We start from the raw sequence: 17,322 nt of genomic DNA, 5'->3' as shown, positions 1-17,322 counted from the left end.
CATGAAAACGAAGATGAAAGCGCCGAGTACGAAGAAACTCGTGACGCTGATCGCGGCTGTCTGCCTCGTAACCGGAATTGCCGGCTGCGGCGGCTCTAACGACAACAACAAAGAGAGCAATACGGCGAATACGACGCCAACGACCGATTCCGGCAATGGCAATGCTCCGGCAACGACGGACAATCAACCAGCGAACGCGACGAATAATAAAACCGATAATCAAGCCGCTGCCGATCCGGTTACCAAGAAACTCGACATTTCCGCCATTCAAGGCACCTGGGCAAGTCCTCTTCCGGACCCGAACGGGAACGGCGCCAAGATGATCGACGAGAAATTCAACATCGACCTCAAGTCGCAGTTCGTGCCTTATGACGAGTATGCCAACAAGCTGCCGGTCGTTATGGCGGCCGGCGACCTGCCGGATATGATCGGCATGGAAGGCGTCGACGCCAACTTCGTCAAATGGGCGCGGCAGGGCGCGTTCCTCCCGCTGAACGACTACATCGATAAATACGAGGCGCTCAAGAGCATACCGAAGAACGTTTGGGACGCCGTGACCGTCGACGGGAAGATCTACGGCATTCCGAATTATTTCCCGGCCAAATACGGCAAGAAGCCAATCATCCGCAAAGACTGGCTCGACAATCTCGGCCTGTCGATGCCGACGAATTACGACGAGTTCGAGAAAGTAGCCATTGCCTTCACGAAAGACGATCCGGATAAGAACGGCAAGAAGGATACGCTCGGCTTAGGTCTCGCCAAGGGGATCGTCTACGGTTCCTGGATGGGCGCGGAGTGGGACAGCGGCTGGTATAACAAGAATGACAAGGGCCAGCTGATTCCGGGCAATATTTCCGACGGTTTCAAGAAGCAGGTCACGGTGCTCCATGATCTGTATCAGGCAGGCGCGGTCAGCAAGGACTGGGCCGTCACGAAGTCGAGCGACGCCCGCAAAGACTTCTTCGCCGGCAAAACCGGTATCTTCTACGAGCAGCCGTACGATATTTCGGAAACGCGCTTCAAGCAGCTGAAGGAAGCGAATCCGGCGGCCGAGCTCGCGGTCATTCCGCCGTTCGTGCAGGATGACGGGCAGCAAGGCTTCAGCGGCTTGCCGGGCTATTATGAATTGCACAGCTTGAACGCGAAGCTGAAGGACGATCCGGACAAAATCAACCGCATCCTCGAAATGATCAACTACTTCATGACGTTCATTCCGGTCGATCAACGCAATGATCAGAATGCGGATTTTGACTGGCAGAACGGCGGCGTAGGCAAAGGCTACAACATGGAGAACGGCGTGGCCATCAACATCGACGGTGCGGCCAGCGAGATGCCGACGATGTATTTAGGCTTGCGGTACTGGGCGCCGACGGACGAGGATACGCAGCCGGCAATGGTGCTGCAGGATCCGTTCACGAAAGGATTCGTGCAATCGGCGGTCGATCTGCTGAAGTCGACGAAAACGTATCTGGATCCGGTCAATCGGATCCACTCCGACCTGCTGTTCGCGAACGGTTCCGAGCTGGATCAGACGATCGCCGATCACCAGACGCGGATGATCGTCGGCCAGGAGCCGATTTCGGATTGGGATAAGATGGTCAAGGAATATCTCAGCAAAGGCGGCCAGGCGATCATCGATCAGGTCAACCAGCAGTTGGACGAGAGCGGCATTGTCGGGGAATGGAAGTAAGCAATCTTGGCGGGAGCGATGACTAGAGGAGTCTGGAGGGGGAGAGGGAACTCTCTTCCTCTTTGTTTTATGGCTGACGTGACAGGGCAGGGTATGGCAAGGCAAGGCAAGACGAGGCAAGGCATGGCAGAGCGGAAAGTGTTGCGGGACGAGGCAAAGCAAAGCGGAAAGAGAGACGAAAGGAGTTCGGCTATGCGTACAATCTCCATGCAGGAAGAGCAGGCGATTCGGAGGCGGGAGCTGTCTTATATCGACGACTATCCCGATCTTGAACGGTACCATCGGCAGCCGTTCCGCGGCTATCTCGATCGGCTGAACGCCGATTATTTGGTCAAGCGGAAGACCGCGCTTCGGCAGGTGAATGGCAAAACGGAGGCGCTGGCGTACCAGCAGCAGGTACGGGAAGCGGTTCGCGCGTCCATCGGCCCGCTGCCGGAAGACGCCGGAGGCAGCGCGCATGTGACGGGAACGCTGGACCAAGGCCGCTATCTCATCGATAAGGTGCGTATCGAAACGACTCCCGGGCTGTTCGCGTCGGGGAACTTCTATTACCCGAAGATAAGTGCCGGCCCGCTGCCCGGGCTGCTGCTGCTGTGCGGCCATTCCAACGAGGGAAAAGCGTACGATGCGTACGTTTCGTTCTGCGTCGAAGCGGTCTTGAACGGCTTCTGCGTGCTTACGTTCGATCCGATCGGACAGGGCGAGCGGCGGCTGCCTCAAGCGGGAGGAAGCGCCGAAACCGGCACTGGTTCCGGTTCCGGGGAATGGCTGGATCCGGTCGAAGCGCACTGTTTCCTGGATCAGAAGCTGAGCTTGCTCGGCGAGCATCTCGGCGCCTACATGATGCGCGACAATATCGCCGCGCTGACGTATCTGCTGGCACGGCCGGAGGTGGACGCCGAGCGCGTCGGCGTGACCGGCAATTCCGGCGGCGGCACGATGTCGGCGTATATGGGGGCATATGACGACCGGGTGAAGGCAGTCGCTCCATGCTGTTATATCACGGAGCTGCGTTCCATGCTTTACCGCATCATGGCGCAGGACGCGGAGCAGTGCCTGCCCGGTTTCATGCAGCGCGGCCTCGATCACGGCGATCTCGTGACGGCGGCAGCGCCGAGGCCCTATCACATCGGCAGCGCGATGTTCGACTTCTTCCCGATCGACGGCGTGCGCGATGCGTTCATCGAGGCGAAGAAGCTGTACCGGCTTCTTGATGCGGAGGAACAGGTGGAGCTCCATACGGTGATGAAGGGACACGGCTTCTGGCAGGATATGCGGGAAGAGGTGCTTCGCTTCTTCTGTCGCGCTTTTCAAGTCGCGTTCGTGCCGGAGAAAGACATCGATTACGAGCGTTTGCCTTCGGAAGCGGAATTGCTGTGCGGTCCGGCGGGCGACGGAGCTTCGGCATTGGGCACCGCGGGCAACACTCCGGGCGGATCGCTCCTGGAGCTTATCCGGGAGCGGCTGGAGGCGCTCCCCGATAAGCCGAAGCAGGAGGATGTCCGGGAACGACTGCGGTCGTTGCTGCAGCTTCAGCCGGAGGAGGAGTCGCAGGGAGATCGGGCGCATGGCGGGGACATTCAGGCAGGAAGCGGGAAGCTTAAGGGCGCGCCGCTGCAGCAGGCGCAGATCGGGAGATTGGGGAAGCATCCGCAGCAGCAGGCACAGGCCGCACCGCTGGAGCCTGATGGCAATGGCGGCATCGCTTATGAGAGCGAAGAAGGCATGATCATTACGGGGACGCTTCGCCGGTTCACGGACAGCAAGGAACTGCAGCGCATTTGTCTTGCCATCGGCGGCATGGAAGACGCGGCGCTTCAACAATTCCGGGAGGACGGCTATGATGCCGTGGCGGTCGTTCATCCGCGCGGAACCGGTCCGTCGGCGCTTACGCCGGACTGCACCTTCGGCCTGTTCGATCCGGAGATGGCCAGCGGCTATAATGTCCGGATGCTGGGCCGGTCGCTGCAGGGAATGCGGGTGGCGGATGCGCTGGCCGCCATCGGCAGCCTACAGCGAACGCCAGGCTGGGAGCGGGCGGAAGTGACGCTTTACGGGCAGGAAGAACATGCCTTGACCGCGTTGTATGCAGCCGTGCTGAGCAGGGTTCATGGCTTGCATGCGGAGGGCCTGCTCGCAAGCTTCCGTGCTTTTGCGGAGGCGGAGGAGCATCGGTACGAGGCGGGCATTATCGTTCCCGGGCTGCTGCTGGCCTTCGATATTCACGAGCTGCAGGAGGCGGTAGAGTCGGGGAAGGTCATCGTCAAGAACTGGCTGGACCCGATGAAACGGCCTGCGATTCCGCGGCATGGAGGTTCGTAAACGAATGAGCGATCAACGGCAGCAGCTGCTAAGCGGCGTCCATCAAGCGATCGGCCATACGCCGATGGTCCATCTATCGCGAATTACAGCCGGTTTGGACGGTGCGATCTATGCCAAGCTGGAGTACCTGAATCCAGGCTTCAGCAAGAAGGACCGCATCGCCTTGCAAATCATCGAGGAAGCGGAACAGGACGGGAGCCTGCAGCCGGGCCAGCCGGTGGTCGAGCTTACGAGCGGCAATACGGGCACCGGTCTGGCCATCGTCTGCGCGGTGAAAGGCTATCCGTTCATTGCCGTCATGTCCAAAGGGAATTCGTATGAACGGGCCCGCATGATGAGGGCGCTCGGCGCCGAGGTCGTGCTCGTGGATCAGGCGCCGGGCCCGGTTCCCGGCCAGGTGTCGGGCGAGAGTCTCGCGCTCGTGGAAGCGGAAGCGCAGCGGCTCGTCCGCGAGCAAGGAGCCTTCCGCGCCGATCAGTTCGAGCGGCTTGGCAATACGCACGCGCATGAGCATCACACGGCGATGGAGATATGGGCGCAAACAAAAGGCGAGATCGACGTCTTCGTCGATTTCGCCGGAAGCGGCGGCACGTTCGCAGGCTGCGCCAAGGCGTTGAAACGCTGCAATCCCGCCATCCGCTGCTATGTCGTTGAGCCCGAGTCGGCTCCGTATCTCGCGGGGCAGCCGGTTACGAATCCGAATCACCGCATCCAGGGCGGCGGGTACAGCATGAAGCTGCCGCTGCTGGACAGGGAAGACGTCACCGATTATCTGACCGTATCGGATGAGGAAGCGATTGCGGCAGCAAGGGAGCTGGCCCGCAAGGAAGGCATTTTCGCCGGCTTCTCATCGGGCGCGAACATCGCCGCGGCAATGAGGCTGCTGCGCGAGCGGGAACGCGGTGCCCGGATCGCGCTCACTATTAATGATTCGGGGCTCAAGTATTTGAGCACCGACTTGTTCGATTGAGGCGAACCGAGGTCCCGGGGGGTTATGGGGGACAGGTGGGTGTTGGAAGTCGGCGTAGCGGGAAGTGGTTAGACGGGAGTGAGTCGGAGGTCTGTGTGGTGGGAAGCGGTTAGGCGAGGGTGAGTCGGAAGAGGGCGACGCGGGAACGGTTAGAGAGGTGCGAGTCGGAAGTCGGCGTGTCGGGAAGTCGGCGCAGTGGAGGCGGTTAGACGGGGGCGTGTCGGCAGTTGGCATGTCGGGAAATGGTTAGGCGGAGGTGAGTCGGAAGTCGGCGTAGCGGGAAGTGGCTAGGTGGGTGCGTGTCGGAAGACGGTGCGCTGGAATCGGTTGGGCGGAGGCGCGTCGGAAGAGGGCGACGCGGGAACGGTTAGAGAGGTGCGAGTCGGAAGTCGGTATGGCAGGAAGCGGTCGGGCGGAGGCGCGTCGGGAAGTCGGCGCAGTGAAGGCGGTTAGACGGAGGTGTGTCGGCAGTTGGCATGTCGGGAAATGGTTAGACAGGTGTGAGTCGGAAGTCGGCGTAGCGGGAAGTGGTTAGGCAGGTGCGAGTCGGAAGTTGTTGTGTCGGGAAGCGGTTGGGGGAGGCGTGTCGGAAATCGGCGTGGTGGAAGTGGTGGGACGTGAGCGCGTCGGAAATTGGTATGTCGGGAAGCGGTTAGGCGGGGGTGTGTCGGAAGACGGCGTGTCGGGAAGTGGTTAGACGGGAGAAAGTTGGAGTTCGGCCTAGCGGAAGAGGTGGGACGGAGGCGAGTCGGAAGACGGTGAGTGGGAAGCGGTTAGACGGGTGCAGTCGGAGGTCGATGCGTGGGAAGCGGTTAGGCGGGGGTGTGTCGGAAGTCGGCGTGTTGGGAAGCGGTTGGGCGGAGATGCGCCGGAACCCAACTCTAACGAATCCAGATGGCGCTATTCGCCCCTTTTGCCTGCTTTTTTGAACGTAACGAATCCTAGCGACGCTAATTGACCTCATGACCCTGATTATGGGCTGTTTTCAGCGATGTGAATCGAAATAGAGCGCGTCAGATTCGTTATTCCGTTTTAGTCGGTCATATCGACCATATAAGGCGCGTACGATTCGTTATAAATACAGACTCGGAATGAGGAGGCCGGACCCTGAGACCTGAGGGCTTGCAGCCCAGAGCCCGAGGCCCGCAGCCTGGAGTCCGCAGCCCGAGGCCCAAAGCTCGGAGTCCGAGACCCGAAGCTGGAGGCCCGTAGCCAGTAGCCCCGGAGCCCGGCCCCCGCAGCTCGCAGCCCACGGCCTGAAGCTCGAGGCTCGGAGGCCCGCAGCCACGGCCTGGCCCCCGTATCCCGAGGCCCGTAGCCCGCAGCCCGGCCCCCGCAGCCTGAGGCCCGGTCCCCGCAGCCACGGCCCTGCCCCTGTATCCCGCAGCCCGCAGCCCGGCCCCCCGCGGCCCACAGCCCGCATCCCCCAAAATCCCTACGCCCGCTCGACCTTACGAAACTCACTTGGCGTCACGCCGGTGAATTTCTTGAACATCCGGTTGAACGAATTAATGTTCTGGTAGCCGACCCGGGCGGCGGCGTCTTGAATCTTGACGTCCGAGCGGGAGAGCAGCTCCTTCGCCCGGCCTACCCGGATTAAATTAACGTAATCGACGAAGTACGTGCCCGTCTTTTCCTTGAAGTACGTCGAGAGATAGCTGCGCGTAATGTTCAGCTTGTCGGCCATCATGTCCAGCGTAATGTCATGGGCATAGTGCTGCTCCAAGTAGTCGAAGACGAAGCTCGTAATGTGATCCTTCTTCTCCTTCTTGCTTCGGATCAGATCCATCAGCCGCGGCAGCCATTCCGCGAACAATTGCTCCAATTCCTCAAAGGCATGACAGTGTTGGAGCTGCGCCTGCATCGTCCGAAGCAGCTCGCCGTCAAGCTGATTGACGATAAAAGCCCGCTTGGTCCGGTCAACGAGATAGTCCGCGAAGCTACTTGCCTCATGCTCGGTCGCATCCTTCTTGCGCAGCGCCGCAAGCTCGCGTTTCACGAACTGCATCACTTGCGGCTCGTTGCCGTTGGTCAGGCAGGCGTTAAGCTCTTCCTCCTGGGCGGGCATCAAATAATAATTCGTCAGCTTCGCATCGGAAATCTCCCGCAGCACTTGGTTCGTGCCGTTGAACTTACGGAGCTGCAGCATCGACTTTGCCTGTTCGAACGAATGCTTGAAGTCGTCGGGATGCTCGTAACGGCTGCTGACTGCCATGGTCGAGAAGCAATAGGAACGGTCGAGCTCCAGCACGGTTTTGACCCCTTCGAGCGTTGTGTCCAGACTGGACGCGGCTTCGTCGGAATAGATGACGGAGAGCAGCTGATCGCATTCCAACTGGAGCGTCAGCGATTCCGGGTACTGCTCGGTCAAAATATTGTTGATATAGTCCCGGATAAACAAAGCCGCGCGTTCCTCGTCGCCGATTTCTTCCAGCAGCATCGGCCTGAACGTCAGCTTGAACAGCACGACCCTGTACGGCTGGTTGCTCTTGATCAGATCTTTGAGATGACCGGCATTGGTTCGGATGTTCTTCAGCTGGTTGATGTACGCATAGTGGCGCAGCAGGGAGTTCTTCTCCTCCAAATGGTGGCTGATGTCCATATTGGAATCGAGCAGATGGCGTACCTTCTCCTGTATGATCGCAAATTCCTTGATTGCACTGTGCTTCCGCCAAGGGGAACCGGTTGTCAGCAGCTGGATCGCTTTCACGAGCTGTTTTACCGGGAGACGAAGCCGCAGGCTGAACAAGAAGGAGGCCAAGAGGCTGAGAACCACGGCAAGCGCGAGCAGCATGACGAAGTTGATGTTCCATTGCATCTGCGAGATATTGTCGTTCGGAATGACGTTGACGTAGGTAAGTCCGCTCGACGGGCCTTTCTTATAGAAGTAATAATTGCTGCCTTCTTTCACGAAACGAGACTGTCCGTCGAAGGCGGGGATGTCCTCCAGACCGCCTCCGGCACTGGCGAAATAAGACCGGTGCGCGTTATCCAGAATGTAGAAATCGTCGGTGATCGATTGGTGAAAATCGTTGTACATCCGCTGCGCATCGGCAAAGGCGATGATGAGAATGGACGGATTGGTCTTGTTCTTAATGACGATCGGCAGCAGCTTGCTGGAGCTGAGCTGCCTGTTCGAATAGTCGTATTCCGAGAAAGCGGACGCCGGCAGGATGCGGCTTACGTACGGGCGGTCGAACTGCGTTTTCCAATAATCGTAGGAATAGTCGGAGCTGTTGTAATAGCGCTGGAACATGACGTCGGCGTCGGCGCCGCGGGACTTCTCGATGGCGACGTCGCTCTTCTTGAAATAGATGATCATATTGTCGAGGTACAGCGATTGATTGGCGAGGAAAACCTGCAGTTCGTCGATGAGCTTGCCGCCGGCCGTATAATCGAACGTCGGCTTGTCGAGCGCGGCGAGGCGGTCGTTCATGGAAAAGGAGAGGACGGAGTTCTTGATCAGATTGAGTTTGGCCTCGTAATTGTCGCTGGTGTTGGTCAAGTTGAGGTTGTTGTAGGTGATGACTTCGTCTTTGACGTGGCCGCGATAGAAGAAGACCGAGTACAGAATGAATGAACTCAGCAGAGCCACGATGGTCATGTAGCTGAGCAGCAGCCAGAAGAACAGCGGCGGCGACTTGATGCGGGCATAGGGAGTTACGAGCATGGATACCATTCGATTCATGAAAACAACCCTTTCGTGGTGGTCTGTTTTCAAAATATAAGGACGTATGAGCCTGTTTACATTAATTTTATAGAATGGGCCGCGTTTGAACAATGGTCTTATTTTTATAAATTCACTGTATTTTTAGGTTGCGGAAATAAAATGAACGATATCAAATACTGCCTGTATAAGACGGGGCGGCGATTCGCTATAGTGGGGGCAAGAAGTCGGCAGCAGCATGGAAAAGGGAAGTGGAAACAGCATCGCTGGCAGGAGGAGGAGAAACATGATCAGAACGATCAGGCAGGAGGAAGCCCGGCAATCGCTCGAGCTGACGCAGGCTGCGTTCGCCGTCAAGTTCACGGAGAGCGATATCGAGGAACGGGTTGCCCGCATGAACATGGAGCAGTATCTCGGCTATTATGCCGATGGACAGCTGGCCGCTCAGCTGGCGATTCTCCCGCTGGGCATCTACGTGCAGGGGATCGAAATGGCGATGGGCGGCATCGCTCACGTAGCCTCGTACCCGGAAATGCGCAGACAAGGCATGGTGGGCAAGCTGATGGTCCAAAGTCTTGCGGCGATGCGGGAAAGCGGGCAATCCGTCTCGATGCTGAATCCGTTCGCATATGGGTTCTACCGGAAGTATGGGTGGGAGAACTTCTCGGTGCAGAGCATGTACGCGCTGGAGTTGAGCGCCGCTCCTAAGTATCCGGACGCGCCTGGCATCGTGAAACGGCTGCAGGCCGCCGATTGGGCGCAGGCCGGCGGGGTCTATGATCAGTATGCGGCCAGGTATAACGGGATGCTGCTGCGGGACGAGAAATGGTGGCTGCAGCATGTTTTCAAACGGAAACTCGGCTATTTGGCGGTGTATGCCGGCGCGGACGGGGGGCAGCCGAGCGGTTACATGCTGTATGACATCAAAGAGCGGACGATGGCGATCCATGAGCTTGTCTGTCTGGACCGGGAGAGCCGGAACGGCCTCTGGCAGTTCATCCGCAATCATGATTCGGTCGTCTCGCGGCTGCGCCTGACTGCGCCGGGGGACGATTCATTGCCTTTCGCGCTGTCGGAGCCCAAGATCGAGCATGAGGTGCATACGAATTTCATGTTTCGCGTCGTGGATGCGGCGGCGTTCTTGAACCGGTATCGGTTCGCCGGAGCGGAGGTTCGCCTGCGCGTTCGGCTCGAAGACGAGCATGCCGCTTGGAACCGCGGTTTGTGGGACATTGCCGTAGGCGCGGACGGGAATGCGGAAGCGGTGCTTGTTGATGCCGAGGCCGTGGAAGCCGCAGGTGGTGAAGCGGCGGAACGAGAAGCAGGGAATAGACAAGCGACGAATCGTGTTGCAGTCGGCTGCACGATCCAGACTTTTTCGGCGATGATGATCGGATGCCGGAGGCCTGCGCAGCTGGCGGATCAAGGCCGCCTGGAAGGATCGCCGGAGGCGGTTGAGGCGTGGGAGCGGGCGATTCCGCGGCGGCTGTCGTATATGACGGACTTCTTCTAGCTTGTCCGGGCGAATGCGATTGTGTTGGATGGCGGTGGTTTGCCGGAAGGAGGCAGGAGGTCAGGTGCTGAATAGGAAAAGGTATGCTTTTGTAGGCGCGGGCAATCGGTGCACCTACATGTATGCGGTGCCGATGGCCCGGGAATATGCGGATATTGCGGTTATCGTCGGCGTGTTCGATTCGAACGCCAAACGGGCGGCCTTGCTGCAGGCGCGCATCGGAGGGCATGTGCCGGTCTATGACGATTTTGCCGTGATGCTGGACGAGGCGAAGCCCGATGTCGTGATCGTCACGTCGATCGACAGCACGCATCATACGTACATCGTGCAGGCGCTGTTCGCCGGCTGCGACGTTATTTCGGAGAAGCCGCTCACGATCGACGAAGACAAGTGCGCGCTCATCCTCGATGCGGAACGCCGAACCGGCAAGCGGGTCACGGTGACATTCAATTTGCGGTACATGCCATTCATGGGGCGATTGAAGGAAGCGGCCGCCGAGCCCACGCTCGGGACGATTACGCAGGTGCACTTCGAATGGCATCTGGATACGAAGCACGGGGCCGATTACTTCCGCAGATGGCATCGCCGCAAAGCAAATTCCGGCGGACTGCTCGTCCATAAGTCGACCCATCATTTCGATATCGTGAATTGGGTGCTTGGGGATGAGCCGGCGGAGGTGCAGGCTTTCGGAGCGACTCGGTTCTACGGGCCGACCCGGAAGGAAAGGGGCATGCGCTGCAGCGGGTGCGCTTATGCGGGGAGCTGCGAGTTTCACATCGATATCCGCGAAGGGGGCCATAAGCTGCTCTATTCGGATTGCGAGGACGTGGATCAGTATTATCGGGACGCTTGCGTCTTCGCCGATGAGATCGACATCGAGGATACGGTCAGCTTGACCGCCCGGTACGCAGGCGGCGCGATGATGAGCTACTCGTTGACGGCGTATGCGCCTTATGAGGGCTTTCGCATCGTCATTACCGGCACGAAAGGACGGCTGGAAGCAGCGTATACGGAAGGCGCCGTCGGTCCGTACGCCGGACATACGATTCAATCGATACGGTTGTTCGATCGGCATCAAGCCGTGATCGACATCCCGCTGGGCGAAGAGAGCGGCAGTCACGGGGGCGGCGACGAACGGCTGCTTCGGGCGCTGCTGACGGGCGAGTCCGACGACAGGCAGGCGACGAGCCGCGACGGGGCGCTGTCCTGCGCGATCGGCTTCGCGGCCAACCGGTCGATACGGGAAGGAAGAGCGGTTCGCATCGCGGATCTGATCACACTTTGAAAAGGATGGGGATCGAGATGAACATTCACGTACTGGACAATGCGGAGCAACTAGGAGCGCAGGCTGCGGCGCAAGCGGCGGAGGTTTTGCGGGAGGCGATCGGCCGGCAAGGGAAGGCGAGGCTGCTGCTGTCGACGGGCTCGTCCCAGTTCGAATTCTTCCAGGCGTTCATTGCGCAGCATATGGATTGGAGCAAGATCGAGATGTTCCATCTCGATGAATACGCGGGCCTTTCGGCGGACCATCCCGCGAGCTTCCAGGCGTATTTGCAGGAACGTTTCATTCGGCAGGTGCAGCTTGGCAGCTATCATCTTGTCGATGGCACTGGTGACGTGAGCGCGACGATCGCGGCGTTGAACGAGGCGATCGGCGAAGCGCCGATCGATCTGGCCATGATCGGCATTGGAGAGAATGCGCATATTGCGTTTAACGATCCCCCGGCGGATTTCGATACGGAAGAGCCGTATATCTTGGTGGCGCTGGACGAAGCGTGCAAGCGGCAGCAGGTCGGCGAAGGCTGGTTCGCGGGACTGGAGGATGTGCCGACGCATGCGATCACGATGAGCGTGCGGCAGATTTTGAAGAGCCGCGTTATCCTTTCCTGCGTTCCGCATGCGGTAAAGGCGGAAGCGGTGAAGCGGACGCTTGAGCGCGACATTACCCCGGAAGTGCCTTCGACGATGCTGCGCACGCATCCGAACTGGACGCTCTATCTGGATCGCGCATCGGCAGCGCTCGCCGGGCTAACGGTGAAGGAATAGCACGTTTGCTGCACGGAGGAGGGAGGCCCGACATGCGTAAGCGTTGGACCGGAAGGCGCTATGATACCGGCGAACCGGTGCATATCGAGGTTGAGGATGGTTTGATCGTGGCGGTTGGGGAAGGCGGGGCTAGTGGAGTCACAGGAGCAAGGGCTGAGGGAGACGGAAGAGCCGAGGGAGTCGGAAGAACTGAAGGAGACGGAAGAGCTGAAGGAGACGGAAGAGCTGAAGGAGACGAAGTGGATAGTTTGGCTTCGGGGGCTGAGGCAGCCGGGGTTAGGGGAGCTAATGGATCTGTAGCTGATGACGAGGTCTGGATCTCGCCGGGCTGGATCGACCTGCAGGTGAACGGCTTCGCCGGATTTGATCTGAACGGCGAAGCGACGACGGAGCAGGATGTCGACGGCGTGGCGCGGGCGTTGTTCGCGCGCGGCGTGACGAGCTTCTGCCCGACCGTCATTACGGGCAGCGCGGCGCGGATTCGCCAGGCGATGAGCGCGATCAATGCCGCATGTCAACATGACGGGCTGCTCGGCGATGCGATTCCGGGCATTCATTTGGAAGGGCCGTACTTGTCGGACGAAGACGGGCCGCGCGGTGCGCATGACCGGGCGCATATCCGCGATCCGGATATCGCTGAATTCTCGGATTGGCAGCGGGCAGCCGGGGGGCGTATCGTCCTGTGCACGGTCGCGCCGGAGAAAGAAGGCGCTGCACCGTTCATCCGGCAGCTCAGCGAGGCCGGCGTCAAGGTCAGCCTCGGCCATACGATGGCATCCGCCGAGCAGCTGAAGGAGGCTGTATCCGCCGGCGCGTCGATGTCGACGCATCTGGGCAATGGTGCCCATCCGGTGCTGCCGCGGCATCCGAATTATATTTGGGAGCAGTTGGCGGAGGATGCGTTGACCGCGATGTTCATCGCGGACGGCCATCATCTGGGCGCGGCTGCGCTTAAATCGATGATTCGGGCGAAGCAGGGGCGCTTCATTCTCGTCAGCGACAGCGTCAAGTTCGGCGGCATGCCGCCGGGGCGTTATTCCAGCGAGATCGGGCAGTCGGTCGAGCTGCTGGATAACGGCAGGCTGCAGACAGCAGCCGATTCGCGCATCTTGGCGGGTTCCGCGCAGCCGCTGGTCTGCGGCATCGAGAACGCGATGAAGCTCGCCGGCATCGGCTTGCGGGAAGCCATCGACGCGGTGACGAAGCGTCCCGCGGAAGCGATGGGCTGGTCCGATCTCGGACGCCTGCAGGCCGGCGCGCGAGCGAACTTGACGCTGTTTCGCGTAGAGGCGAACGGTAGAATTCAGGTGATGCAGACGGTTGTCGGCGGGAAGACGGTCTGGCGTGACGAGGTAGCATTGGAGTAGCGCATGTACGGCGGCGTGCGTTGCGCAGGTGCACGTTGCGGAATGTGAGCAAGAGCTGCACCTAGTACACTACATTGGTGGAAAAGCGTCGGGTGTGGAGCAAGAGCTGCACCCGGTACATTACATTGGCGGGAAAGCGGCGGAATGTGATCAAGAGCTGCACCCGTACACTACATTGGCGGGAAAGCGGCGGAATGTGATCAAGAGCTGCACCATGTACACTACATTGGCGGAAAAACAGCTAAATGTGATCAAGAGCTGCACCTAGTACATTACATTGGTGGAAAAGCTGCCGCAGCAGCAGGAATTCGCGCCCTGAACTGGTCTGCGGGGCCGCCAAAGCTGCCTCAGCAGTAGGAATTGGCTCCCCGAGCCGAACTGCGGGGCCACAAAAGCTGCCACAGCAGCAGGAATTCGCGCCCCGAGCCGGCAGCGGGCACGGACGCCCCAATGCCTGCCCCGGTCGACCGTCAATTCACCGCTCACGAACAACAAATGAAAGGAGCTGCTCAACGTGGATCGAATACGCGATCGATTAGGCGTCATCACGGACGAGGTCTCGTCCGATGTTCTTGCCGCACTGGATTTTGCTGCGGTGAGAGGGCTGAAGCATGTCGAGCTGCGCAGCATAGACAGCCGCAACGTGCTCGCCTTAAGCGATGCGGAGGCGGACCGGATTCGCGCGGAAGCGGAGAGCCGCGGCCTATTTATCTCTTGCGTCGCTTCCCCGGTATTCAAATGCGCGCTTGATGCGTCAAGGCCGGTTGCGGAAGGAGACCGTTTCAACCAGGAGGAACGGTCGCCCGCCGAGCATTTCGCGATGCTGGAACGCGCCATGGATCTTGCGGAACGGTTCGGCACGAATCGCATCCGTATCTTCTCGTTCTGGCGGGAGACGGAGCCGATCGAACGGTTCGAAGCCGAGATCGTAGGCCACTTATCGCGCGCCGCCAAGCTGGCCGAAGCCCGCGGCATGCTGCTGCTGCTCGAGAACGAGCCCTCCTGCAACGGCGGCTTCGCTGCCGAGGTCGCGCGCCTGACGGCCGCCGTGCAATCCCCCGCGCTTCGCGTCTTGTGGGATCCGGGCAACGAGCAGTACGGCAACCGGCCCAGCTTCCCGGATGGGCATGCGGCGATTCGCCGCTTGCTCGCCCATGTGCATCTCAAAGACGTCGTCCTCGATGCGGCAGGCAAGCCGAGAGCGGTCCCGATCGGATCGGGCGACGTTCCGTATGAGGCGCATTTTCAGGCGTTGACGGATGAGGGCTATACCGGGCTATTCACGCTCGAGACGCATTACGTCCCGGAGGGCGGCACCGCGATGGACGGGACGGCCATGGCGCTCGAGGGTCTGTTGGCAGTGCTGGGGCGGCTTCCATCCGAAAAGAGGTGAACGATGGCGGGATTCGGAATCATCGGCTGCGGCACGATCGCAGACTTTCATATTGAAGCGATCCGCGGGTTGAGCGGCGCCAGGCTGGCGGCTGTGTCCAGCCGAAATGCAACCAAGGCGAAAGCCGTCGCGGAGCGGGAGAACTGCGCATGGACGGCGGATTACGAGACGCTGCTGCAGCGGACAGATATCGATATCGTATGCGTCACGACCTCGAGCGGCAGCCATTATAGCATCGGCCGCGCTGCGCTGACAGCGGGCAAGCATGTGGTCATCGAGAAGCCCGTTGCCATGCGGGCCGCGGAAGCGGAGGAGCTCTGCAGGCTGGCGGCGGAGCGCGGGCTGACGCTGTCCGTCATCTCGCAGCGCAGATTCGAGCCGCTCCATCGCGAGGCGAAGCGCATCCTGGAAGAAGGGCGGATCGGCAAACTGCTGCTTGCCGAGGCGGAAGTGCCCTTTTACCGGTCGCAGCAGTATTACGACAGCGCGCCGTGGCGAGGGACGATTGCCGAGGACGGCGGGGCATTGATGAATCAAGGCATCCATGCCATCGACCTGCTGCTGTGGCTCGCCGGTGAAGCCCGTTCCGTATACGGCCGCACGGCGACGCAGACCCATGCGATGGAAGCGGAAGATTTGGGCGTTGCCATCGTGCAGTTCAAGAGCGGCGCCCTCGGCACGATTATGGCGTCGACCAGCATCACCCCGGGCTTTCCGGCGAGCATCCGCTTGTACGGCTCGGAAGGCGCCATCAAGCTTGAGGGCTCGGGCGTCGTGCATTGGACGGTTCCCGGCTATGAGGCGCCGCCGGCATTCGAATCGTCGCCTGCCTATGGAGGCGTTTCGGATCCGCGCAGCATCAGCCATCTGTATCATCAGCTGCAGCTGCAGAACGTGATCGAGGCGATCGCGTCCGGCAGCAAGCCGGTCGTTACGGGCGAGGACGGTTATCGGGCCGTTCAGCTCATTGAAGCCATCTACGAGAGTTCGGCAGCGGGCGGCGAAATCCGCATTCATCCGCTTGCGATTCTATGATCCTATAATGAGAGGGAGCATGATCACATGAGTCAATCGATTTTGAAGGTCGGCATTATCGGGCAAGGCAGGAGCGGACGCGATATTCACGGGGCAACACTGTCCAAATTGCCGGACAATTATCAAATCGCGGCGGTAGCCGATTCGCTGCCGGAGCGCCGGAAGCGGGCGGAGCAGGAGTTCGGATGCCGCGCTTATGCGACGTGGCAGGAGATGGTGGCCAGCGAAACGCTCGATCTGGTCGTCAACGCCTCTCCGAGTCATGAGCATGTGCCGATATCTCTGGAGCTCCTGAACCGAGGGGTCAACGTACTCTGCGAGAAGCCGCTGGCCCGCACGTCGGCGGAGGTCGACCAGCTGATCGAGGCTTCTGAGCGAACCGGCAATATTCTGGCGGTATTCCAGCAATCCCGTTACATGCCGGCTTACGTCCGTATCCGCGAAGTGATCGAGAGCGGCGTGCTTGGCCGCATCGTGCAGCTGGATTTCACGAGCAGCCGGTTTGCGCGCAGATGGGATTGGCAGACGCTTCAGCAGAACAACGGCGGCAGCCTGCTTAATTTGGGTTCGCATGTGCTCGATCAAGCTCTCCAGCTGTTCGGCAACGATATCATGCCCGAAGTCACGTGCATCATGGATCAGGCCAATACGTACGGCGATGCGGAAGACTACGTGAAATTGCTGCTGCGCGGAGAAGGACGTCCGAGCGTGGACATGGAAGTGTCCTCCTGCAGTCTTTTCCCGGGCGACCAATTCGTCATTCAAGGAACGAACGGCGGCTTGCGCGGCAACGGCGAACGGCTGGAATGGAGGTACTTCAAGCCGGAGGAAGCACCGGCTCAGCAGCTGATTACCGAACCGCTCGTCGATCGGAACGGCCTGCCCGCCTACTGCCGCGAAACGCTGGTCTGGCATGAGGACAAGTGGGAACTCTCGCTGCCTGATGGTAAAGACGAATACAGGTACATGGCCGAGCAGCTGTACTTCATGCTTCACCGCGCGATCGAGGGCGGCGACAAGCTCGAAATTACGCCGCAGCAGGTACGGCAGCAGCTTGCCGTCATCGAAGCCTGCAGACAGCAGAACCCGCATATTTACAAACAAAACACAGAACCCGTGCGGGGCTAAGCGAATCGTCCCATCTCATCAAGGCTAAGCCCTCTCTGTTATCACCAATTCCGAAGGCTGCTCTGTCATCATCAATCCCGAACAATGCTCTGTTATAATCCATTCCATACGCTGCTTGATACAAGAGTCCGGTTAGCTTCCGGGCTCTTGTTGTTTTTCAACTTGCTTAGGAGCTTTCATTTATTTTGGAG

The 17,322-nt window shown here is 59.7% G+C and carries 11 protein-coding genes; 10 read left to right on the top strand and 1 reads right to left on the bottom strand.

Annotated features, from left to right (window positions below; translation table 11 throughout):
- Position 1: 1 nt before the first annotated feature.
- From GZH47_RS11625 to GZH47_RS11615, 3 genes are all read left to right on the top strand, one after another.
- A complete protein-coding gene (locus GZH47_RS11625) occupies positions 2–1,690 on the top strand; it encodes an extracellular solute-binding protein (RefSeq protein WP_162640234.1) in 1,689 nt (562 codons plus the stop codon).
- A 192-nt stretch (positions 1,691–1,882) separates the two neighbouring features.
- Entirely contained in the window at positions 1,883–4,012 is a 2,130-nt protein-coding gene (locus GZH47_RS11620) for an alpha/beta hydrolase family protein (RefSeq protein ID WP_162640233.1), read from the top strand.
- A 4-nt stretch (positions 4,013–4,016) separates the two neighbouring features.
- Complete coding sequence (locus GZH47_RS11615; RefSeq protein WP_162640232.1) at positions 4,017–4,982, top strand: PLP-dependent cysteine synthase family protein; 966 nt, start codon at positions 4,017–4,019, stop codon at positions 4,980–4,982.
- 1,435 nt (positions 4,983–6,417) lie between these two features.
- On the opposite strand, the gene GZH47_RS11610 is transcribed toward GZH47_RS11615, so the two are convergent.
- Positions 6,418–8,670: a helix-turn-helix domain-containing protein gene (locus tag GZH47_RS11610; protein WP_162640231.1), complete on the bottom strand. Its 2,253-nt coding sequence runs from the start codon at positions 8,668–8,670 to the stop codon at positions 6,418–6,420.
- A 265-nt stretch (positions 8,671–8,935) separates the two neighbouring features.
- Between GZH47_RS11610 and GZH47_RS11605 the strand changes: the two genes are divergently transcribed.
- From GZH47_RS11605 to GZH47_RS11575, 7 genes are all read left to right on the top strand, one after another.
- Positions 8,936–10,162, top strand: a complete 1,227-nt coding sequence (locus GZH47_RS11605; protein WP_162640230.1) for a GNAT family N-acetyltransferase — start codon at positions 8,936–8,938, stop codon at positions 10,160–10,162.
- Between the two features lie 64 nt (positions 10,163–10,226).
- Positions 10,227–11,447 (top strand): Gfo/Idh/MocA family protein, encoded by a 1,221-nt coding sequence (locus tag GZH47_RS11600; protein WP_225446452.1) that lies wholly within the window; start codon positions 10,227–10,229, stop codon positions 11,445–11,447.
- Between the two features lie 17 nt (positions 11,448–11,464).
- Entirely contained in the window at positions 11,465–12,208 is a 744-nt protein-coding gene (locus tag GZH47_RS11595; protein ID WP_162640229.1) for a glucosamine-6-phosphate deaminase, read from the top strand.
- Positions 12,209–12,240: 32 nt separating this feature from the next.
- Positions 12,241–13,575 (top strand): N-acetylglucosamine-6-phosphate deacetylase, encoded by a 1,335-nt coding sequence (locus GZH47_RS11590; RefSeq protein ID WP_162640228.1) that lies wholly within the window; start codon positions 12,241–12,243, stop codon positions 13,573–13,575.
- Positions 13,576–14,089: 514 nt separating this feature from the next.
- Positions 14,090–14,968 carry a sugar phosphate isomerase/epimerase family protein gene (locus GZH47_RS11585; RefSeq protein WP_225446451.1) on the top strand — a complete coding sequence of 293 codons (879 nt, stop codon included), beginning with the start codon at positions 14,090–14,092 and terminating at the stop codon, positions 14,966–14,968.
- A gap of 3 nt (positions 14,969–14,971) precedes the next feature.
- A complete protein-coding gene (locus GZH47_RS11580) occupies positions 14,972–16,003 on the top strand; it encodes a Gfo/Idh/MocA family protein (protein ID WP_162640227.1) in 1,032 nt (343 codons plus the stop codon).
- 27 nt (positions 16,004–16,030) lie between these two features.
- A complete protein-coding gene (locus GZH47_RS11575; RefSeq protein WP_162640226.1) occupies positions 16,031–17,131 on the top strand; it encodes a Gfo/Idh/MocA family protein in 1,101 nt (366 codons plus the stop codon).
- Positions 17,132–17,322 lie beyond the last annotated feature (191 nt).

The sequence above is a fragment of the Paenibacillus rhizovicinus genome, from assembly GCF_010365285.1.
Classification (GTDB): domain Bacteria; phylum Bacillota; class Bacilli; order Paenibacillales; family Paenibacillaceae; genus Paenibacillus_Z; species Paenibacillus_Z rhizovicinus.
Note: the sequence above shows the minus strand (reverse complement) of the source record. Positions and strands in the feature narration are given on the sequence as shown.